The sequence below is a fragment of the Streptomyces sp. NPDC005374 genome, assembly GCF_042872225.1.
Classification (GTDB): Bacteria; Actinomycetota; Actinomycetes; order Streptomycetales; family Streptomycetaceae; genus Streptomyces.
On the sequence record NZ_JBIAKA010000004.1, the window covers coordinates 28,098 to 46,588 of the forward strand.

An 18,491-nucleotide genomic window follows, 5' to 3' on the forward strand; every position below is an offset into this window, starting at 1 on the left:
TAGCCTGCGAGGGCTATGACCTCGAACGACGTTCCCGTGCCCGGCGCCGGCGGCTCTGCCGGTCGTCGGCGTGTGCTGGGGCGGGGGCCGGAAGCGGCACCCGCCGTCGTCGTACCGGTCGAGGTGGACGACGAGCCGGTCGCGGAGACCGGGGCTCCCGCTGAGGCGGACGGGCATGGCGGCGGCGCCGGTCAGGAGCAGGCGCAGGCCGTCGCATCCCCGGAAGAAGCCTCCGACGGTGTCTTCAAGGTTCGGCTCGCCAACTTCGAGGGGCCCTTCGACCTCCTCCTCCAGCTGATCTCGAAGCACAAGCTGGACGTCACCGAAGTGGCGCTCTCCAAGGTCACCGACGAGTTCATGGCGTACATCCGTGCGATGGGTCCGGACTGGGACCTGGACGAGACGACCGAGTTCCTCGTCGTCGCCGCCACTCTCCTCGACCTCAAGGCCGCCCGGCTGCTGCCCGCCGCCGAGGTCGAGGACGAGGCCGACCTGGCGCTCCTCGAAGCGCGGGACCTGCTCTTCGCGCGGCTGCTGCAGTACCGCGCGTACAAGCAGATCGCCGATATCTTCAACCGGCGTCTCGACGAGGAGGGCCGGCGCTATCCCCGTACCGTCGGCCTTGAGCCGCACCACGCCGAGCTGTTGCCCGAGGTGGTCATCAGCATCGGCGCCGAGGGGTTCGCGAAGCTCGCCGTGAAGGCGATGCAGCCCAAGCCCAAGCCGCAGGTGTACGTCGACCACATCCACGCGCCCCTGGTCAGTGTCCAGGAGCAGGCGGGGATCGTGGTCGCGCGGCTCAGGGAGCTCGGCGAGGCCAGCTTCCGCCTGCTGGTGGAGGACGCCGACGGCACCCTGACCGTCGTGGCGAGGTTTCTCGCGCTGCTCGAGCTGTACCGGGAGAAGGCCGTGGCGCTGGACCAGGAGACCGCTCTCGGGGAGCTGATCGTGCGGTGGACCGGCGGCGAGGGGGAGGCCGAGCCGACGGTGACCGACGAGTTCGACCGACCGCCCGAGCCGCCCAAGGAGGACAAGGCGTGAGCGAGGAGACCACCGAGGTCGTGGCGGGGTCGCCCGGTGTCGCCGACCTCGACCTGAAGCCGGCGCTGGAGGCCGTCCTCATGGTCGTGGACGAGCCCGCGACCGAGGAGCAGCTGTCGAAGATCCTGGAGCGGCCCCGGCGGCAGATCGGCAAGGCGCTCAGGGAACTCGCCGACGACTACACCGTGCAGGGGCGCGGCTTCGAGCTGCGGTACGTCGCGGGCGGCTGGCGTTTCTACACCCGGGCCGAGTACGCCGCGGCCGTGGAACGCTTCGTCCTGGACGGGCAGCAGGCCCGGCTCACCCAGGCAGCTCTGGAGACGCTGGCGGTGGTCGCGTACCGCCAGCCGGTCAGCCGCAGCAGGGTCTCCGCGGTGCGCGGAGTGAACTGTGACGGTGTGATGCGCACCCTTCTGCAGCGGGGTCTGGTGGCGGAGGCGGGCACGGAACCCGAAACAGGTGCGATCCTGTACGTGACGACGAACTACTTCCTGGAGCGGATGGGCCTGCGCGGCCTGGACGAGCTCCCGGAGCTGGCGCCCTTCCTCCCGGAGGCGGAGGCGATCGAGGCCGAGACGCTGGAAGGGGTCCCGTCGTTCGATCCGGACGCACCGGATGCAGATGCAGACGACTCGACGACGACGGAACTTTGATGCGAAGCAGTGGCAGCGGCAGTGGCAGGAACAACGGGCGCGGCAACCCCCGGGGAAGCAGTGGGGGCGGCAAGCCCCGCGGGACGGGCGCCGGCGGCTCCCAGCCGAAGGGCGGGGCGGGGCGCGACGACAGGCCGAAGCGCGCGGGCAATCCCCGTCCCGAGGAGCGCCGCTACGACGTGGGCCCCGGCGCCACCCACGACGGGCCGAAGTCCGGGCGCGGTGCCTCCGCGCGCGGCGGGGCCAAGGGCGGCCCCAAGCAGAGCCAGGGCACCGGGCGTGGCCGTTCGGTCCCGGCGACCTCCCGCGAGTACGAGGCGCGGGCCGAGGAGCGCAACCGCGAGCGGTACGCGGGCAAGAAGGACGTGAAGCCGCCGAAGACCTTCCCGGGTGCCGAGCAGGAGGGCGAGCGGCTGCAGAAGATCCTCGCGCGCGCGGGCTACGGCTCGCGGCGGGCCTGTGAGGAGCTCATCGAGCAGGCGCGGGTCGAGGTCAACGGCGAGATCGTCCTGGAGCAGGGCAAGCGGGTCGACCCGGAGAAGGACGAGGTCAAGGTCGACGGCCTGACGGTCGCGACGCAGTCGTACCAGTTCTTCTCGCTGAACAAGCCCGCCGGTGTCGTCTCCACGATGGAGGACAACGAGGGCCGGCAGTGCCTCGGCGACTACGTGACCAACCGTGAGACGCGGCTGTTCCACGTGGGCCGGCTCGACACCGAGACCGAGGGCGTCATCCTGCTCACCAACCACGGCGAGCTGGCCCACCGGCTGACCCACCCCAAGTACGGCGTGAAGAAGGTCTACCTCGCGCACATCGTGGGCCCGATCCCGCGCGACCTGGGCAAGCAGCTCAAGGACGGCATCCAGTTGGAGGACGGGTACGCGAAGGCGGACCACTTCCGTGTCGTCGAGCAGACCGGCAAGAACTACCTCGTCGAGGTCACGCTGCACGAGGGGCGCAAGCACATCGTGCGCCGCATGCTCGCCGAGGCCGGCTTCCCGGTCGACAAGCTGGTGCGGGTCGCGTTCGGCCCCATCACCCTGGGCGACCAGAAGTCGGGCTGGCTGCGGCGGCTGTCCAACACCGAGGTCGGCATGCTGATGCAGGAAGTCGATCTGTAGTCCCCCCGCGAGTTCCCTCGCACGCGCGTGTGCGGCCGGTTCCGGATTTCTCCGGGACCGGCCGATGCGTTTCGGGTCTCCCGCCCGTCTGTATCCGTGACGGAGGGAGTGGAGATGGACGCGAGGACCGGTTTCCGTGACGAGGTGTGTCCGACGTCGTTGGAGGGCCGTGTGCGGCCTTCGTGGCCCTTCGGGCTCCCCGGGCCCAGGAGGCCGCTGCGGGACCGTTGAGGGGTCGTTCCAGCGGTCCGGCGGAGGTGCTGTCATGAGCGCGGGGGAACTGTTGGAGCGCTCGCTCGCCTACACGCTGGGCAGCGTGGCGGACGTGGGGAGCGTGGGCCTCGGCAGGGAAACGCCGTGCGCCCCATGGGATCTGAGGGAGCTGCTGGGCCATCTCGACGACTCCCTGGACGCGCTGTACGAGGGACTGGCCGGTGCGCGGATCGGGCTGTTCCCGCACGCCGACCGGGTCTGCGGCTTCCGTGCACGCGCGCGTGCCGTGCTCGGCGCGTGGGCGGCCGGGCCGCCCGAGGACGTGCTGGTGGGCGAACGGCCGCTGGACGTACGGGTGATGGCCGCCGTCGGTGCCGTCGAGATCACCGTGCACGGGTGGGACGTGGCCCGGGCCTGCGGGCAGCGGCGGCCCATCCCGGACGGCCTCGCGGCCGAACTGCTGTCTGTCGCCCAGTGCGTGGTGGGGGAGGAGGACCGGGGCGTGCGCTTCGCCGAACCGGTCCACGTGCCCTCCCGCGCACAGCCCGGAGTGCGGCTTCTCGGCTTCCTGGGGCGCTCTTCCTAGGGCTTGTCGAATCCCGCTCCACCCCTTTATAGTCGTAGCGACTATTAGTCGTGCTGACCATAAAGGAGGCGGATGCGAGTGGACTACGACAAGTACGCCCACGAGCCCTTCGCCGTCACCGTCGACCTCGCCGTCCTGACCGTCGCCGAAGGTGCCCTGCACGCGCTGCTCGTGGAGCGGGGACAGGAACCGTACGCCGGACAGTGGGCGCTCCCCGGCGGGTTCGTGCACCCGGACGAGTCCGCGGAGACCGCCGCGCGACGCGAACTCGCCGAGGAGACCGGCCTGTCGGACCTCTCCGGGCTGCACCTGGAACAGCTGCGGACCTACAGCGAGCCCGACCGTGACCCACGCATGCGGGTCGTCTCCGTCGCGTACGCCGCCCTGCTGCCCGACCCGCCCGAGCCGCACGGCGGCAGCGACGCGGCCGAAGCCCGCTGGGTGCCGTACGACGCGACCGGGCCGCTGGCCTTCGACCACGACCGGATCCTGGCCGACGCCCACGAACGCGTCGGCGCCAAGCTCGAGTACACCTGCCTCGCCACCTCCTTCTGCCCGCCCGAGTTCACCCTCGGCGAGCTCCAGCAGGTGTACGAGACCGTATGGGGCACCGTCCTGGACCGGCCCAACTTCCGCCGCAAGGTGCTCGCCACGCCCGGCTTCGTCGAAGCCGTCCCCGGCGCCGCACGCCTGACCGGCGGCCGCGGAAAACCGGCCGCGCTCTACCGCGCGGGACCGGCCACCGCCCTGCATCCCCCTCTCCTTCGACCGTCCCCGAAAGGACGCCCCGCATGACCACGATCCTCACCAAACGCGCCGCCACCGGAACCCTCGTCGGGCTCGCCCTCGGGGACGCCCTCGGCTTCCCGACCGAGTTCAACAGCGTGCCGTCGATCCTCGCCAAGTTCGGGCCGTGGCGGGAGATGGCGCTGTCGACACCGGCGATCGTCAGCGACGACACCCAGATGACGCTGGCGGTGGCGAGGGGGCTGCGGACGGCGATGGACCGAGGGGTGCTCGGATCCGACATGGCGGGGCCGGTCCGCCAGGAGTTCATCGCGTGGAACCGCTCCCCGGAGAACAACCGCGCCCCCGGCAACACCTGCCTCACGGCGTGCAACCTGCTGGAGCGCGCGGATCTGCCCTGGCAGGACGCCAGCCAGATCAACTCCAAGGGCTGCGGGGCCAACATGCGCGTCGCGCCCGTCGGACTCGTCCCCGGGCTCAGCGACGAACAGCGAGCCGGTGCCGCCCAGTTGCAGTCCGCGCTCACCCACGGGCACCCGACCGCGCTCGCCGCGTCCGACCTCACCGCGCGTGCCGTACGGCTGCTCACGCAGGGGGCCGAGCCGGGCGAACTGGTCGGGATGCTGCGGGCGTACGCCGTGACGAACCGGGGCCGGTACCACGAGCGTTGGCTCGGCGATCTGTGGACCCGCAGTCAGGACCGGACGCCCGGGCAGTTCATCGCGCGCGGCTGGGACGAGTGCCTGGCGGTCCTCGACCGGCTCGACGACGCCGTGCGCACCGCCTCGCCCGAGGAGGACCCGTGCCTGGCCACCGGGGCCGGCTGGATCGCCGAAGAGGCCCTGGTGACCGGGCTGTTGTGCTTCCTGCAGTTCCCGGACGAGCCGCTGACCGCCCTGCGCCGGGCCGCCTGCACCTCCGGCGACTCCGACTCGATCGCCTGCCTGACGGGCGCCTTCGCGGGCGCCCACCTGGGAGCGGAGGCATGGCCGGTGGAGTGGGCCGACCGGATCGAGTACGGCAGCGAACTGGTGACGCTCGGAGCGCTCTGGGACGCCTAGACCTGACGAAGCATTACTAGGCGAGCTGGATCGAGTCGCCGCTGACGGTGATCTGCTTCTCGGGCAGGGGCTTCGGCGCCGGAGGGTTGGCCACCGAGCCGTCCGTGATGTTGAACTTGCTGCCGTGGCACGGGCAGTTGATGGTGCCGCCGGACACGCTCGTCACCGCGCAGCCCTGGTGGGTGCAGATGTTCGAGAAAGCCTTGAACTCGCCCTTCTTCGGCTGCGTGACCACGACCTTCTCGTCCTTGAAGATCTTCCCGCCGCCGACCGGGATCTCACTCGTCTTCGCCAGTTCGGTGCCGGCCGACGCCTCCACCGAACTGGACCCGGAGTCACTGCTGCCGCCGTACTCGCCGCAGCCGACGGTCAGCGCGGTGGCGCCCGTCGCGAGAAGGGCCGTGCGTCGCGTCGGGCTGTGCGTCATGTCGTCACTCCGAAGGTGCGGAAGAACCAGAGGGCCGAGGTCAGCCAGAGGATCGTGAGCGCGCTGAAGACGAGCCCACCGATGATCGGCAGCAGCCAGCCGGGAAGTCGCTCCGAGCGGAGCAGCAGCATCTTGGCACTGAAGACACCGAAGAAGAAGCAACCGAAGAGGGAGTGCCACAGAACGCGTGATTCGTACGACTGGAAGCCCAGCGCGTACAGACAGTGCACCGCGACCGGCACCGCGACGAGGAACGCCACGCGGCCGGACCAGCGGTGCAGGGTGGACGACCAACTCGGGCCCGGCAGCTTGCCGTACACCATCAGGGCCGAGACGAGCTGCACGATCGCGAAGAAGAACGCGACCGTCGCCAGCCACGACTTGACCGCGCCCGTGCTGCTGAAGCCGGCGAGGTTGAAGGCCGTCCCCGTCGGGTCGTGGACCTTGCCGTAGGCGCCCAGGGCGACCGCCACCGCGGCGGCCACGAGGGCGGGGATCAGATAGCGGGCCGGGCCGGGGCGGCGCTCGGGTTCGGGTGAGGGCCAGCTCTGGGTGGCCGCGTTCGGGTCGACGGTCATGATCGGCTCCCTCGGGCGGAGGTCAGGGGGTCACCGGGCGGGCCGTGAGCTGCTGTCCGTCGACCGTCACCGCACCGGTCTCCGGGTCGATCTCGGGTGCCGCGGAGCGCTTGCCGTCGCGCGTGAGGATGCCGACCTGCTCGCCCTTGGGCAGGACGATCCAGCCGCCCTCGATCTTCGCTCCGGCCACCGTGCTGTTCGCCCGGTACAGGCCGGACGGCTTCTTCGCCTTGTCGACGGTGAAGGCATAGCGTCCGCTGCCGACGGCCGCCGTGCCGCGGATCTCCTTGGTGCCCTTCACCGTGCCGTCCAGGCGTGCGCCGCCCTTGCCGGTGAGGTGCAGGCTGCCGTCGTCCTTCACGTCGCCCTGGAGCCACGACTCGATGTTGTGGCCGTCGCAGACGTACGCGATCGCCTTGTCGTCGCGCACCGTGATCGCGACGGCGGAGGAGTCGTCGTCGGTACGGCCCGCGTAGACGCCCTCCGGCACGGGTGTGCGGGACGGGGACGGGCTGGGCGGGGCGGACGTCTTCGGCGGTGCGGTGTTCGGTGACGCCTTGGTGCCGGCCGACGGTTTCACGGTCGCGGCTGTGGGCTTCTCTCCCGTCGTCGCGTTGAGCGAGAGCATGAACAAACCGACCAGCAACCCCGCGAGCAGTGTGAGCAAGGGTCCGGAACGCTTCATGTATGGGGCCTCCCCCGAGGCGAGTTTCCTGCCATCAGAGCGGACGTGCGGCTCCTAGTCCAGAGGCGCACGGGTGTGTTTTCACCCCAAGTAGCGGAACTGCGACATTCAGGTGACATTGGCACGGTCCGACGCCGGAAAGCGGCGGGCGGGCGTGCCGCGGCGGTCGCGTCTCACGGGACGGGCGCCGCACGCTTGTCCCGCACGGGCTGACTAGGCTGGATGGACCAGAGCCGAACACCAGCAGGGAGCAACGCCGTGGCGGTACGAGCGGTCCGGGGCGCCGTCCAACTCGAACAGGACGAGGCCGGCCACATGGACGAGCAGGTCGGGGCGCTGCTCACCGCCATCATGGAGCGGAACGAGCTGACCACCGACGACCTGATCAGCATCTGGTTCACGGCCACGCCCGACCTGCACAGCGACTTCCCGGCCGCCGCCGCCCGCAAGCTCGGCATCGTGGACGTCCCGCTGATCTGCGCCCAGGAACTCGACATCCAGGGCGCCATGCCCCGGGTCGTCCGTGTCCTCGCGCACATAGAGTCCGACCGGCCCCGCGCCGACATCGCGCACGTCTACCTCGGCGCCGCGGGCGCCCTGCGCAAGGACATCGCGCAGTGAGGACCGCGCTCGTCATCGGCACCGGGCTCATCGGCACCTCCGCCGCGCTGGCGCTGGCGGCCCGGGGTGTCACCGTGCACCTCGCCGACCACGACCCCGAGCAGGCCCGAACGGCGGCCGCGCTCGGCGCAGGCACCGACGAGACGCCCGAGGGGCCCGTCGACCTCGCGATCGTCGCGGCGCCCCCCGCGCACGTGGCCGCAGTGCTCGCCGACGCCATGCGGCGCGGTGTCGCCCGCGGGTACATCGACGTGGCCAGCGTCAAGGGCGGGCCGCGGCGGGAGCTGGAGGCCCTCGGGCTCGACCTGTCCTCGTACATCGGCACGCATCCGATGTCCGGGCGGGAGAAGTCCGGACCGCTTGCCGCCAGCGCGGATCTCTTCGAGGGCCGTCCCTGGGTGCTGACGCCGACCCGGGACACCGACACCGAGGTGCTGAACCTCGCCCTGGAGCTGGTCTCGCACTGCCGTGCCGTTCCGGTGGTGATGGACGCCGACGCCCACGACCGGGCCGTGGCGCTCGTCTCCCACATGCCCCACCTCGTGTCCAGCATGGTCGCCGCACGGCTCGAGCACGCCGAGGAGGCCGCCGTACGGCTGTGCGGTCAGGGGATCCGGGACGTGACCCGGATCGCCGCGTCCGATCCCGGGATGTGGATCGACATCCTCTCCGCGAACCCGGGCCCGGTGGCCGATCTGCTCACCGATGTCGCCGGTGACCTGGAGGAGACAGTGCAGGCGCTGCGGGCGCTGCAGTCCGCGGACGAGGCCAAGCGGGGCGAGGGGGCCTCCGGGGTCGAGGACATGCTGCGGCGGGGGAACGCCGGGCAGGTGCGGGTGCCCGGCAAGCACGGCTCCGCTCCCCGGACGTACGAGGTCGTGGCCGTGCTGATCGACGACCAGCCGGGACAGCTGGCCCGGATCTTCGCGGACGCGGGCCGGGCCGGGGTCAATATCGAGGACGTACGGATCGAACACGCGACCGGGCAGCAGGCCGGTCTCGTGCAGCTCATGGTGGAGCCGCAGGCCGCACCGGTGCTGTCGGCCGCGCTGCGGGAGCGGGGCTGGGCGATCAGGCAGTGATCCGGCGGACGATCCGGGGGATCATCCGTCTGTAAGACGGGGCCCGGGGAGCCAGTAACCTTGTGCGGGGCACAGTCGCGCCCCCACACCACCCGCCACACCGCACCCGAAAGGTGTCCCCCCGTGGAAAACGGCGCCGCCCAGCCCGTGATCGTCGCCATCGACGGTCCCTCCGGCACCGGCAAGTCGAGCACCTCGAAGGCTGTCGCCGCGCAGCTCGGCCTCAGCTACCTGGACACCGGCGCCCAGTACCGGGCGATCACCTGGTGGATGGTGACCAACGGGATCGACATCGAGGACCCCACCGCGATCGCCGCCGTGGCCGGGAAGCCGGAGATCGTCTCCGGCACCGACCCGGAGAACCCGACGATCACGGTCGACGGTACGGACGTGGCCGGACCGATCCGGACCCAGGAGGTCACCTCCAAGGTCAGCGCCGTGAGCGCCGTGCCCGAGGTGCGGACCCGGATCACCGAGCTCCAGCGGTCGCTCGCGGCCTGTGCCGAACAGGGCATCGTCGTCGAGGGACGGGACATCGGTACGACCGTGCTGCCCGGCGCCGACCTCAAGATCTTCCTCACCGCCTCGCCTGAGGCCCGAGCCGCCCGCCGCAGCGGGGAGCTCAAGGGGGCCGACGTCAACGCCACCCGTGAGGCCCTGGTCAAGCGGGACGCGGCCGACGCCGGCCGGAAGACCTCGCCGCTCGCCAAGGCGGACGACGCGGTCGAGGTGGACACCACCGAGCTCACCCTCGCGCAGGTCATCGAGTGCGTCGTGACCCTGGTCGAGGAGAAGCGGGCCGGGAAGTGACTGCTCCCTCCGAAAAGGGCGCCGAGGTAGGACGGCGCATCGGCGTCGGCCTGATGTACGGGCTGTGGAAGCCGCGTGTCCTGGGCGCCTGGAAGGTCCCCGCGACCGGCCCGGTGATCTTCGCGGTCAACCACTCGCACAACATCGACGGCCCGATGGTCATGGGCGTGGCGCCCAGGCCGACGCACTTCCTGATCAAGAAGGAAGCGTTCGTCGGCCCGCTGGATCCTTTCCTGACGGCCATCGGGCAGCTCAAGGTGGACCGCTCGGTGGCCGATCGAGGGGCGATCACGCGGGCACTCGACGTCCTGACGGTCGGCGGTGTGCTCGGCATCTTCCCGGAGGGCAGCCGGGGCGAGGGCGACTTCGCCTCCCTGCGCGCCGGGCTCGCCTACTTCGCCGTCCGCAGCGGCGCGCCGGTCGTCCCGGTCGCCGTGCTGGGAAGCTCCGAGAAGCCGGGGCGGTTGATGAAGGGGCTGCCCCCGCTGCGCAGCCGCGTCGATGTCGTCTTCGGCGATCCCTTCGAGGCGGGCGACGGCAGCGGGCGACGCACACGCAAGGCGCTCGACGAGGCGACCGAGCGCATCCAGAAGCAGCTCAGCACCCATCTGCACAACGCCAGGCGCCTCACCGGGCGCTAGGCGACACTGAGTAGTGGACCGAACCGGCGAAAGGGCCGGCCGGTCCACCGATGACCACGATGAACGAGGTACGGACTTCATGAACGACCACATCCACTCCGAGGGCTCTTCCGAAGAGCACGACCACGGAGCGCTTGGCGACGCCGAGTACGCGGAGTTCATGGAGCTCGCCGCGGTCGAGGGCTTCGACATCGAGGACGTCGAGGGGGCCATCGAGGCCGCCGGTCACGGGCCGCTGCCCGTGCTCGCCGTCGTCGGACGCCCGAATGTCGGCAAGTCGACCCTCGTCAACCGCATCATCGGGCGCCGCGAGGCCGTCGTGGAGGACAAGCCCGGCGTCACCCGCGACCGCGTCACCTACGAGGCCGAGTGGTCGGGCCGGCGCTTCAAGGTCGTCGACACCGGCGGCTGGGAGCAGGACGTCCTCGGTATCGACGCCTCCGTGGCCGCGCAGGCCGAGTACGCGATCGAGGCCGCCGACGCCGTCGTGTTCGTCGTCGACGCCAAGGTCGGTGCCACCGACACCGACGAGGCCGTCGTACGGCTGCTGCGCAAGTCCGGGAAGCCGGTGGTCCTGGCCGCGAACAAGGTCGACGGCCAGAGCGGCGAGTCCGACGCGTCGTATCTGTGGTCCCTCGGCCTCGGCGAGCCGCACCCCATCTCCGCGCTGCACGGCCGCGGCACCGGCGACATGCTGGACGCCGTCCTGGAAGCCCTGCCGGAGGCGCCCGAGCAGACCTTCGGCACCGCGGTCGGCGGCCCGCGCCGCATCGCTCTGATCGGCCGCCCGAACGTCGGCAAGTCCTCGCTGCTGAACAAGGTGGCCGGCGAGGAGCGGGTCGTCGTCAACGAGGTCGCGGGCACCACCCGTGACCCGGTCGACGAGCTGATCGAACTCGGCGGCATCACCTGGAAGTTCGTCGACACCGCCGGTATCCGCAAGCGGGTCCACCTCCAGCAGGGCGCCGACTACTACGCCTCGCTGCGCACCGCCGCCGCCGTCGAGAAGGCCGAGGTGGCGGTCATCCTGATCGACGGCTCCGAGTCCATCTCGGTCCAGGACCAGCGGATCGTCACCATGGCCGTCGACGCGGGCCGTGCGATCGTCATCGCCTACAACAAGTGGGACACCCTCGACGAGGAGCGCCGCTACTACCTGGAGCGGGAGATCGAGACCGAGCTCGCCCAGGTGGCGTGGGCGCCCCGCGTCAACGTCTCGGCGCGCACCGGGCGCCACATGGAGAAGCTGGTTCCCGCGATCGAGGCGGCGCTCGCCGGCTGGGAGACCCGCGTCCCGACGGGCCGCCTCAACGCCTTCCTCGGCGAGCTGGTCGCCGCCCACCCGCACCCGGTCCGGGGCGGCAAGCAGCCGCGCATCCTGTTCGGCACCCAGGCCGGGACCAAGCCGCCGCGGTTCGTGCTCTTCGCCTCCGGCTTCATCGAGGCGGGCTACCGGCGCTTCATCGAGCGCCGGCTGCGTGAGGAGTTCAGCTTCGAGGGCACCCCGATCCACATCTCGGTGCGGGTGCGCGAGAAGCGTGGTGCCAACGCCAAGAAGAAGTGACGCAGACATGAGGAAGGGCGGCCCCGACCGGGGCCGCCCTTCCTCACGTCTCAGAGCCCTCTGCGGGGGCCGGGCGGCAGCGCGGCCGGGACGTGGTGCATCCCGGTGTGCTGCTGCCCGATGTGCCCCACCCGCTGCCACTGCGACTGCTGGCGGGCGCTGAAGGCCCCCGCGCTGTAGGCGCTGTACGAGCTGCTGAACGAGCCCGAGGCGTGCGGAATGTTCCCGAACGCGGTGAAGCCCAGCTCCTCCTCGCCGCTGCGGTCACCCGGCAGCGAACGGAAGGTCTTGACGTACTCGGAGTAGAGCGCGTCGTAGATCGGCGTGGCCGATGGTCCGCCGGGAAACCGGCGCGGAGCGTCGTATGGGTGCACGTATGTCCAAACGACAGCGGGTTCCAACGGATGCGGCCGACATGGGGCTTTCGCGACTCACCTCGGGGACTCAGGCGCTCAGGTGCCCGCGAGGGGCATCGCCGCGGCGACCAGCTTGCCGTTCGCCGCGGCCTTGTCGAGGGCGTCCCGCAGCAGGTCCTCGCGGGGCTGCCGTCCGATCGAGCCCACCGGCGCCGCGAACATCAGTACCTGCTGGTGCTTGTTGGCGGCGGCCCGCCAGCTCTCGGTGACCTGGAGCGGCTGGTGCGCCTGCCACCAGGCCACCGGCTGACCGCCGTTCGCCGACGGCTGGAGCACCGCGTGCAGCTGGCCCACCGCGAGCAGCACCGACCACCCTTGCAGCACCGACGGCGCCGCGTCGATCGCCGTCAGCGGCATGAACCCCTGCTCGATCAGCAGCGGCAGGAAGTCGTCGCCGAGCCCTGTCGCCCCCGGCCGCGCGATCGGCCCGGTCGGCTCCACGACCAGCGCCGGGTGCAGCTCCCCGGCGATCAGGACGAGTCCGCTGGTCACCCCGAGCACCGCCTGCTCGGGTACGACCTTCCCCGGATCCAGGTCCACGGTGTCGCCGGTGATGGACTTCACCGCCCCCTGGAGCTGCTCCTCGGTGACCTGGACGACCTGGGAGGGCAGGCAGGTGGCGTGGGCGAAGGCCAGGACGGCGGTCTCGTCGCCGATGAACAGGACGGTGCTGGTGTGCTCCTGTTCGGAGTCGCCCTGGGTGCGGCAGGACGTGCAGTCGTAACTGCCGGGGGCGTTCTCTCCGGCGAGCAGCCGGTCGGCTTCTTCGTCGCCGATCTCGGCGCGTACCTCGTCGCTGACGTCGAGCATGCGCGGCACGGGTGACTCCCTCGGGATGTGGTGCGTGGCGGGGCCGGGTGGCTCCCGGTCCGTGAACCGGGCGGGTCCCGGGCTCATGAAGAAGACAACGGGCGATCTGTGGCGGGGGTCACGCTCCAGGGCGAACGGAATCGAACCATCGACAGCGCAGGGTCACAGCTCAGGCGGAATCCGGCACTCACGGTCAATCCCTGGGAAACACACGGAAGTTGGTTGCGTGAAGTGAGTCACAGATCGTCAAGGCGACTGGTCGACAAATCATGAAATCAGCGAATGAAGTGGGTGGCGGAAAAACGCCGCTACCCTCGGTAACGATGAACTGGCCTGGCGGAACGGGGAGTTGGTTGATGTCGACCGGTCGGCCTCTCTACATTCCTCCGCCGTGTGCAACGAGCACCGCTCGGGAACGTCCGCCGACCGCACCAGCAAGCTCCACCGCACCATCCCCGCCGACGGACGGGGCGCGGCGCGACCGCCCGGCCCATGTGCCGGGAACGCGCCCCGCCTTGGGGGACCCCGGGTCCTTGGAGAGGGAACCGCATGTCCGAATGTGGCGATACCACGCGCGACAACGCTCGTAAGACCCGAACCACCGCGGCCCTCGCCGGGGCCGCCCTGCTCGCCCCGCTCGGGCTGCTGGCCGCGGCCGGCAACTCGGTGGCGGCGGACGGCGGAGTGTGGGACCGCATCGCCCAGTGCGAGAGCGGCGGGAACTGGCACATCAACACCGGAAACGGCTACTACGGGGGACTCCAGTTCTCCGCGGGCACCTGGCGCGCGTACGGCGGTTCGGCCTACGCCCCGACCGCCGACCGGGCCGACAGGTCCCAGCAGATCGCGGTGGCCACCAAGGTCCAGCGCGCCCAGGGGTGGGGCGCCTGGCCGACCTGCTCGGCACGCGCCGGGGCCTCTGGCAGCGCGCCCGCCGCATCCGCCGGCTCGGCGGAGAGTTCGTCCTCCACCCGGGCCGCCCCCGCCAAGCCGTCGAAGACGCCCACCCGTTCGGAGAACCACACCGAACGCAACGCGTCCCGAGGCGACTACACCGTCCGCTCGGGCGACACGCTGAGCCGGATCGCCGCCCGGCACGGGACCACATGGCAGCAGGTCTACGCCGCCAACAAGGCGGCCATCGGCGCTGATCCCGACCTGATCGTGCCCGGGCAGAGCCTCGAGATCTGAGAGCTCCCCCCTGCCATGGGCACGGGGTCCCGTCCGGTCTCCCGATCGGACGGGACCCCTGGGTGGCTCGCAGGTGGTCATGTTCGGGCCGAGCGCAGTTCGGCCGCCTCGCCGCTGAACACGACCGTGCCGCGCCGCAGTTCGTACACGATCGCCGGCCGGCCGTGCAGCGCGGGCGGCAGCCGCTGTTCGGCCACGACCACACACGCGTCCAGTCGCGCGAGGAGTTCGTAGGTGCGCGCCGCGACCGTGGGGGACATGCCCTGTGCGGGTTCGTCGACGAGGACCACGCGCGCGTGGGACAGCAGGGCGCGGGAGATCGCGAGCATGCGCTGCTCGCCGCCGGACAGGGTGCCCGCCCTGCGGGAGAGCAGCGGGGCCAGTTGCGGGTAGGCAGCCAGGGCCGGGTCGGGGACGGGTGCGGTGAGTTCGAGGTTCTCGCGGACGGTGAGGGAACCGAACACCGCTTGGCGTTCGGGAACCAGGCACAGGCCCTGACGGGCCCGTTCATATGCCGGTGTGCGGGTCACGTCGGTGCCGTCCCACACCACGCTGCCGCCGGTGAGCGGCACCGTTCCGGCCAGGGCGCGCAATGTCGTCGTACGGCCGGAACCGTTGCGGCCCAACAGGACGGTGAGGCCGGGGCCCGCAGCGGTGAGGGTGACGCCGTGCAGGGCCTCCAGGGGGCCGTAGCGCACGCGCGCGTGGCGCAGGGAGATGGCCGTGGTTGCGGTCATACGGCGCTCTCCCGGGCGTCGAGCGTGTCCAGTACGTGGTCCGGGGGGCCGGAGGCGATGATGCGGCCCGCGGTCATGACGTGGACGACGTCCGCGAGGTCGGCCACCAGGTCCAGGTCGTGCTCGACGACGAGGAGGGCGGTGCCGTCGGCGGCCAGGGCCCTCAGGACACGGGTCAGCGCGGTCACCTCCGCGGTGTCGAGGCCGGCGGCCGGTTCGTCGAGGAGCAGGACGGCCGGGGTGCCGGCGAGGGCTCTCGCGAGTTCGACCCGGCGGAGGGTGCCGGTGGGCAGGCCCGCGGCGGGGGCGTTCCGCAGGGGGCCGTCGAGGGCGAGCAGCCGCAGGGCGCGGTCCGTTGCGGCCGGGTCGGTGATGTGGCCCTGTTCCGCGCCTACTTGGACGTTCTCGGCCACGGTCAGGGTGGGGAAGACGGCGAGTTGCTGGAAGGTGCGGGCGATGCCGAGGCGGGTGCGGGTGTGGGGGGACAGGTGGGTGATGTTCCGGTCGCCGTAGCGGACCTGGCCCCGGGCGGGGCGGAGGGTTCCTGCGAGGCAGTGGAAGAGGGTGGATTTGCCGGCTCCGTTGGGGCCGATGATCGCGGTGATCCTGCCGGGTGGGACGGTGAGGTCGACTCCGTCGAGGGCGGTGAAGCCGTCGTAGCGGGCCTGGAGGTTGTGGGTGGTGAGGACTGCCCGGCCTTCGGCCGGGTTCGTGTTCCCACCCGCACCATCCGTGCGGGTCTCGTGGTCGCGTGCGGGTGGCCCCGGCGGGGGTGAGGCGCCGTCGGCGGGTCGCGGTGAGTGGCGCCGCGTGCGGCGGGGCGGGGCGGGTTCGGTGCCGTCGGGGGCGGATCGGCGGGTGGTGGCGGGACTGGTTGCGCGGCTACCTGCCTGGTGGGCCGTGGTGGGATCGAGTCCGCGAGTGTCCGTCCGGTGGGGCGAGCTGGAATTGGCGGCGCCGGTGTCTGTGCGGTGAGTTGTGGAGGGATCGCGCTCGCTGATGTTCGTCGGGTGGGCTGTGGGGGGACCGGGTTCGCCGGTATCCCATCGGTGGGGCCTGTTTGCGGCGGTGTCGGCGGGGTTCCTCGGCATGGGCTGGAAAGCCGTGCTCCGGGACGTCGGTCGCAGGCGCCTCCGGGCTCGGAGTCCCGTCGCTGTCAACGTCGTCCTGCATCGACGCCGCAGCCTTCGCACCGCCTCGTACGGCCCGCCGGGGAACCGCCCCACCAGCGCCGCCAGCACGCCGATCAGTGCCGCCGCCATGCCGCCCCGCGCACCCGCGTCCAGGCCGACCAGCAGGGCCGCCGCGGCCAGGGCGCCCAGGGTGCTGTCGGCGCCGAGGACGACCACCGCCGCGAACCAGAGGAGGCCGCGGACGGGGTCGTAGGAGGTGGGGTCGAAGGCGCGCAGGCCCATGCCGAGCATTCCGCCGCCCAGGGCGGCCAGGGCGGCGCCCGCGACGAAGGCCAGGAGTTTCAGCGAGGGGACCTGGACGCCTGCCGCCGAGGCTCCGGACTCGTGGTCGCGCAGGGCGGCCAGGGCCCTGCCCGTGCGGCCCCGGCGCAGAGCGCGGGCCGACACAAGGGCGAGCGAGAGGAGGGCCAACTCCAGGACGTAGTACGCGCGGTCCCCCTCGAAGCCGGCCGGGCGGTCCAGGGACAGACCCGACGTGGCGTACGGCTGGGCGAAGACGAAGCGGCTCACGCCGACGCCGACCGCGAAGGTCGCGAGGGCGAGTGCCAGGCCCTGGCGGGTGATCGCCGGCCAGCCGGTCAGGAGGCCGAGGGGGGCGACCAGGGCCACCGCCAGCGCCAGGGCGGCCAGTTCCGGAAGGCGGGGCAGGCCCGGGAACCGGCCCGAGGCGAGGAGGGCGGTGAAGAGGGCGCCCAGACCCGCGTACGCCGCCTGGCCCAGGGAGATCTGGCCGCCCCTGCCCGTCACGACGACCAGGGAGAGCAGTACGACGCCCAGTGCCGGGACCTGGACCGACGTGTGCAGGTCCGAGCCCGCGAAGCCCAGGGGGAGCAGGAACAGGATCACCGCCACGATCCACGCGCCCTGAGGCGTCGGCACGCGCGCGGTGGCCGTGCGGGGGAGCGCGTCCCGGGTGCCGATGCGGGGGAGCGCCAGGGCCGCGATCAGCAGGGCGACCACGAAGAGGTTGGCGCCCACCGCCTGGAGGAGCGGTTCGGCCCAGCCGGACGGGTGCAGTCGCGTCAGCTGGCTCTGGGCCACCCCGACGCCCAGCGCGACCACCACGGCCACCGGCAGGCTCCGCATCCGCGCGGCCACCGCGACCGCGACCACCTCCATGACGAGCAGGGGCAGCCCGTACGGGTCCAGGCGGACGTACGGGGCCAGCAGGACGCCGGTCAGGCCCGCCGTGAACGCCCCGAAGGCCCAGCCGGCCGCGGCCACCCGGTCCGCGTCGATCCCGCCGAGGGCGGCCAGTTGCCGGTCGTCCACGACGGCCCGCAGCTCCCGTCCGAAGCGCGTCCAGCGGATCACCGCACCCACACCGGCGGCCAGGACCAGGGCGACCGCCAGTTGTCCCCACGGATCGGCCGACACCAGCTCCGGAGCGTCGTCCCGGGCACCCTGGCCCCACACCAGTGCCGCCCCGCCCACGAGCAGCACGAAGACGCCGATGGAGGCCACCAGGGTCTGTGCCGGATCGCCGCCCAGGACGGACAGGGGCCGGAAGACGAAACGCTCCAGCACCACGCCGAGCGCCGGCGCAAGGAGCAGGAGGGTCATCGCCGCCCCGGCCCACAGCGGCCAGCCCCACCCGACCACGCACTGGCGCAGCACGTACGCGCACACCATGGCGATCGCCCCGTGCGCGAAGTTCAGCACCCCGGTCGCGCGGTACGTCACGATCAGGCCGGTTCCGGTGAGCGCGGCCGCGCTACCGACCGACAGCCCGGCGAGGGTGAGGTCGTAGGTCAGCGAGGACATCAGTCGGTCTCTTCGACGGGCTCGCAGATCGGGCACGGGCCCAGTTCGCCGCTCGCCAGGAGCTTGGCGTCCACCGGGACCGACTCCACCTTCCCGGCGACCAGCGGACAGTCCGCGCGGTGCCAGAGGGTGCCGCCGGGCACCATCAGCAGGTCCCCGCTGACCGCCAGGGGCGCGGAGACCGCCGTACCGGACTCCTCGGCGTCCTCGGGATCCGCGGCGACCAGGAGGCCGTACAGCTCCTCCACGCGCGCGGTGGCGAGCGCGCTCCTGCCGTGGGCGAGGAGCACCGCCCCGGCGACGATCAGCGCGGCACCGGGCACCGTGCAGGAGGCCAGGTAGGGGAGCTGCCGTTCGGCGTAGCGCTCGCCCGAGACGCCGTACCAGCCGAGGACGCACAGCACCGCGCCCGCGGCGAGCGCGGCCCAGGCGGCCCACAGGACGGGGCGCACGGTCCGCAGTCGGGTTGTCCGCATCTCTGGCTCCCACATGTCGTGTGCCTGTCCATGCCGGCCAATCTTTTGCACTATGCCTTCTGGAAGCTGACCCT

20 protein-coding genes are annotated in these 18,491 nt (G+C 71.8%); 12 read left to right on the forward strand and 8 right to left on the reverse strand.

The genetic code is table 11. The features are described 5' to 3' along the window. The first annotated feature begins 15 nt into the window (after nucleotides 1-15). The 6 genes from ACFYRX_RS11340 (at nucleotide 16) to ACFYRX_RS11365 (ending at nucleotide 5,422) form a co-directional block, all read left to right on the forward strand. The gene (locus ACFYRX_RS11340) at nucleotides 16-1,041 is read left to right on the forward strand and encodes a segregation and condensation protein A (RefSeq protein WP_389098272.1); all 1,026 of its coding nucleotides are present in this window, start codon (nucleotides 16-18) and stop codon (nucleotides 1,039-1,041) included. Continuing rightward, nucleotides 1,038-1,694: an SMC-Scp complex subunit ScpB gene (scpB, locus tag ACFYRX_RS11345; RefSeq protein WP_389098274.1), complete on the forward strand. Its 657-nt coding sequence runs from the start codon at nucleotides 1,038-1,040 to the stop codon at nucleotides 1,692-1,694. The genes ACFYRX_RS11340 and scpB overlap by 4 nt, the downstream gene beginning before the upstream one ends. Beyond that, complete coding sequence (locus tag ACFYRX_RS11350) at nucleotides 1,694-2,815, forward strand: pseudouridine synthase (protein WP_389098276.1); 1,122 nt, start codon at nucleotides 1,694-1,696, stop codon at nucleotides 2,813-2,815. The genes scpB and ACFYRX_RS11350 overlap by 1 nt, the downstream gene beginning before the upstream one ends. Nucleotides 2,816-3,080: 265 nt before the next feature. Further along, nucleotides 3,081-3,614, forward strand: coding sequence for a TIGR03086 family metal-binding protein (locus ACFYRX_RS11355; RefSeq protein WP_389098278.1), 534 nt, complete (start codon nucleotides 3,081-3,083; stop codon nucleotides 3,612-3,614). A gap of 72 nt (nucleotides 3,615-3,686) precedes the next feature. Beyond that, a complete protein-coding gene (locus tag ACFYRX_RS11360; RefSeq protein ID WP_389098280.1) occupies nucleotides 3,687-4,409 on the forward strand; it encodes an NUDIX domain-containing protein in 723 nt (240 codons plus the stop codon). Next, a complete protein-coding gene (locus ACFYRX_RS11365) occupies nucleotides 4,406-5,422 on the forward strand; it encodes an ADP-ribosylglycohydrolase family protein (RefSeq protein WP_389098282.1) in 1,017 nt (338 codons plus the stop codon). Before ACFYRX_RS11360 ends, ACFYRX_RS11365 begins: the two co-directional genes overlap by 4 nt. A gap of 16 nt (nucleotides 5,423-5,438) precedes the next feature. Here the strand turns inward: ACFYRX_RS11365 and ACFYRX_RS11370 are convergent, their stop codons facing one another. From ACFYRX_RS11370 to ACFYRX_RS11380, 3 genes are read right to left on the reverse strand one after another with little or no spacing between them, the layout of a single operon-like run. After that, nucleotides 5,439-5,849, reverse strand: a complete 411-nt coding sequence (locus tag ACFYRX_RS11370) for a Rieske (2Fe-2S) protein (protein ID WP_389098284.1) — start codon at nucleotides 5,847-5,849, stop codon at nucleotides 5,439-5,441. Then, a complete protein-coding gene (locus ACFYRX_RS11375) occupies nucleotides 5,846-6,427 on the reverse strand; it encodes a DUF6529 family protein (RefSeq protein WP_389098286.1) in 582 nt (193 codons plus the stop codon). The genes ACFYRX_RS11370 and ACFYRX_RS11375 overlap by 4 nt, the downstream gene beginning before the upstream one ends. Before the next feature lie 22 nt (nucleotides 6,428-6,449). Continuing rightward, complete coding sequence (locus ACFYRX_RS11380) at nucleotides 6,450-7,112, reverse strand: hypothetical protein (protein ID WP_389098288.1); 663 nt, start codon at nucleotides 7,110-7,112, stop codon at nucleotides 6,450-6,452. Nucleotides 7,113-7,370: 258 nt separating this feature from the next. Between ACFYRX_RS11380 and aroH the strand changes: the two genes are divergently transcribed. The 5 genes from aroH to der all read left to right on the forward strand — a co-directional run bounded on the left by aroH (nucleotide 7,371) and on the right by der (nucleotide 11,830). Further along, nucleotides 7,371-7,733 carry a chorismate mutase gene (gene aroH / locus ACFYRX_RS11385; protein ID WP_389098290.1) on the forward strand — a complete coding sequence of 121 codons (363 nt, stop codon included), beginning with the start codon at nucleotides 7,371-7,373 and terminating at the stop codon, nucleotides 7,731-7,733. Next, nucleotides 7,730-8,815, forward strand: coding sequence for a prephenate dehydrogenase (locus tag ACFYRX_RS11390; protein ID WP_389098292.1), 1,086 nt, complete (start codon nucleotides 7,730-7,732; stop codon nucleotides 8,813-8,815). The genes aroH and ACFYRX_RS11390 overlap by 4 nt, the downstream gene beginning before the upstream one ends. 123 nt (nucleotides 8,816-8,938) lie before the next feature. After that, on the forward strand, nucleotides 8,939-9,625 hold the full coding sequence (gene cmk, locus ACFYRX_RS11395; protein WP_389098294.1) for a (d)CMP kinase: 687 nt from the start codon (nucleotides 8,939-8,941) through the stop codon (nucleotides 9,623-9,625). A gap of 53 nt (nucleotides 9,626-9,678) precedes the next feature. After that, on the forward strand, nucleotides 9,679-10,266 hold the full coding sequence (locus ACFYRX_RS11400; RefSeq protein WP_389099082.1) for a lysophospholipid acyltransferase family protein: 588 nt from the start codon (nucleotides 9,679-9,681) through the stop codon (nucleotides 10,264-10,266). Between the two features lie 79 nt (nucleotides 10,267-10,345). After that, nucleotides 10,346-11,830, forward strand: a complete 1,485-nt coding sequence (gene der / locus ACFYRX_RS11405; RefSeq protein WP_389098296.1) for a ribosome biogenesis GTPase Der — start codon at nucleotides 10,346-10,348, stop codon at nucleotides 11,828-11,830. 50 nt (nucleotides 11,831-11,880) lie between these two features. Here the strand turns inward: der and ACFYRX_RS11410 are convergent, their stop codons facing one another. Together ACFYRX_RS11410 and ACFYRX_RS11415 are read right to left on the reverse strand one after the other, a co-directional pair. Then, nucleotides 11,881-12,204: a hypothetical protein gene (locus tag ACFYRX_RS11410; RefSeq protein WP_389098298.1), complete on the reverse strand. Its 324-nt coding sequence runs from the start codon at nucleotides 12,202-12,204 to the stop codon at nucleotides 11,881-11,883. A 78-nt stretch (nucleotides 12,205-12,282) separates the two neighbouring features. Beyond that, nucleotides 12,283-13,065: a hypothetical protein gene (locus ACFYRX_RS11415; RefSeq protein ID WP_389098299.1), complete on the reverse strand. Its 783-nt coding sequence runs from the start codon at nucleotides 13,063-13,065 to the stop codon at nucleotides 12,283-12,285. A gap of 540 nt (nucleotides 13,066-13,605) precedes the next feature. Here ACFYRX_RS11415 and ACFYRX_RS11420 point away from each other — a divergent pair. Further along, nucleotides 13,606-14,247: a transglycosylase family protein gene (locus tag ACFYRX_RS11420; RefSeq protein ID WP_389098301.1), complete on the forward strand. Its 642-nt coding sequence runs from the start codon at nucleotides 13,606-13,608 to the stop codon at nucleotides 14,245-14,247. A gap of 77 nt (nucleotides 14,248-14,324) precedes the next feature. On the opposite strand, the gene ACFYRX_RS11425 is transcribed toward ACFYRX_RS11420, so the two are convergent. From ACFYRX_RS11425 to ACFYRX_RS11435, 3 genes are read right to left on the reverse strand one after another with little or no spacing between them, the layout of a single operon-like run. After that, nucleotides 14,325-14,984 (reverse strand): ABC transporter ATP-binding protein, encoded by a 660-nt coding sequence (locus ACFYRX_RS11425; protein WP_389098303.1) that lies wholly within the window; start codon nucleotides 14,982-14,984, stop codon nucleotides 14,325-14,327. Further along, nucleotides 14,981-17,941: an ATP-binding cassette domain-containing protein gene (locus tag ACFYRX_RS11430; RefSeq protein WP_389098305.1), complete on the reverse strand. Its 2,961-nt coding sequence runs from the start codon at nucleotides 17,939-17,941 to the stop codon at nucleotides 14,981-14,983. Before ACFYRX_RS11430 ends, ACFYRX_RS11425 begins: the two co-directional genes overlap by 4 nt. Continuing rightward, nucleotides 17,941-18,417: a hypothetical protein gene (locus ACFYRX_RS11435; protein ID WP_389098307.1), complete on the reverse strand. Its 477-nt coding sequence runs from the start codon at nucleotides 18,415-18,417 to the stop codon at nucleotides 17,941-17,943. Before ACFYRX_RS11435 ends, ACFYRX_RS11430 begins: the two co-directional genes overlap by 1 nt. Between the last annotated feature and the right edge of the window lie 74 nt (nucleotides 18,418-18,491).

What these genes read in the sequence shown, in the direction of transcription:
- ACFYRX_RS11360 (WP_389098280.1), top strand. Translation starts at nt 3,687, where the DNA reads ATGCGAGTGGACTACGACAAGTACGCCCACGAGCCCTTCGCCGTCACC.
- ACFYRX_RS11430 (WP_389098305.1), bottom strand. Translation starts at nt 17,941, where the DNA reads ATGTCCTCGCTGACCTACGACCTCACCCTCGCCGGGCTGTCGGTCGGT.
- ACFYRX_RS11375 (WP_389098286.1), bottom strand. Translation starts at nt 6,427, where the DNA reads ATGACCGTCGACCCGAACGCGGCCACCCAGAGCTGGCCCTCACCCGAA.
- ACFYRX_RS11400 (WP_389099082.1), top strand. Translation starts at nt 9,679, where the DNA reads ATGTACGGGCTGTGGAAGCCGCGTGTCCTGGGCGCCTGGAAGGTCCCC.
- ACFYRX_RS11355 (WP_389098278.1), top strand. Translation starts at nt 3,081, where the DNA reads ATGAGCGCGGGGGAACTGTTGGAGCGCTCGCTCGCCTACACGCTGGGC.
- ACFYRX_RS11350 (WP_389098276.1), top strand. Translation starts at nt 1,694, where the DNA reads ATGCGAAGCAGTGGCAGCGGCAGTGGCAGGAACAACGGGCGCGGCAAC.
- ACFYRX_RS11425 (WP_389098303.1), bottom strand. Translation starts at nt 14,984, where the DNA reads ATGACCGCAACCACGGCCATCTCCCTGCGCCACGCGCGCGTGCGCTAC.
- ACFYRX_RS11340 (WP_389098272.1), top strand. Translation starts at nt 16, where the DNA reads ATGACCTCGAACGACGTTCCCGTGCCCGGCGCCGGCGGCTCTGCCGGT.
- ACFYRX_RS11365 (WP_389098282.1), top strand. Translation starts at nt 4,406, where the DNA reads ATGACCACGATCCTCACCAAACGCGCCGCCACCGGAACCCTCGTCGGG.
- der (WP_389098296.1), top strand. Translation starts at nt 10,346, where the DNA reads ATGAACGACCACATCCACTCCGAGGGCTCTTCCGAAGAGCACGACCAC.
- ACFYRX_RS11380 (WP_389098288.1), bottom strand. Translation starts at nt 7,112, where the DNA reads ATGAAGCGTTCCGGACCCTTGCTCACACTGCTCGCGGGGTTGCTGGTC.
- ACFYRX_RS11370 (WP_389098284.1), bottom strand. Translation starts at nt 5,849, where the DNA reads ATGACGCACAGCCCGACGCGACGCACGGCCCTTCTCGCGACGGGCGCC.
- ACFYRX_RS11435 (WP_389098307.1), bottom strand. Translation starts at nt 18,417, where the DNA reads ATGCGGACAACCCGACTGCGGACCGTGCGCCCCGTCCTGTGGGCCGCC.
- ACFYRX_RS11420 (WP_389098301.1), top strand. Translation starts at nt 13,606, where the DNA reads ATGTCCGAATGTGGCGATACCACGCGCGACAACGCTCGTAAGACCCGA.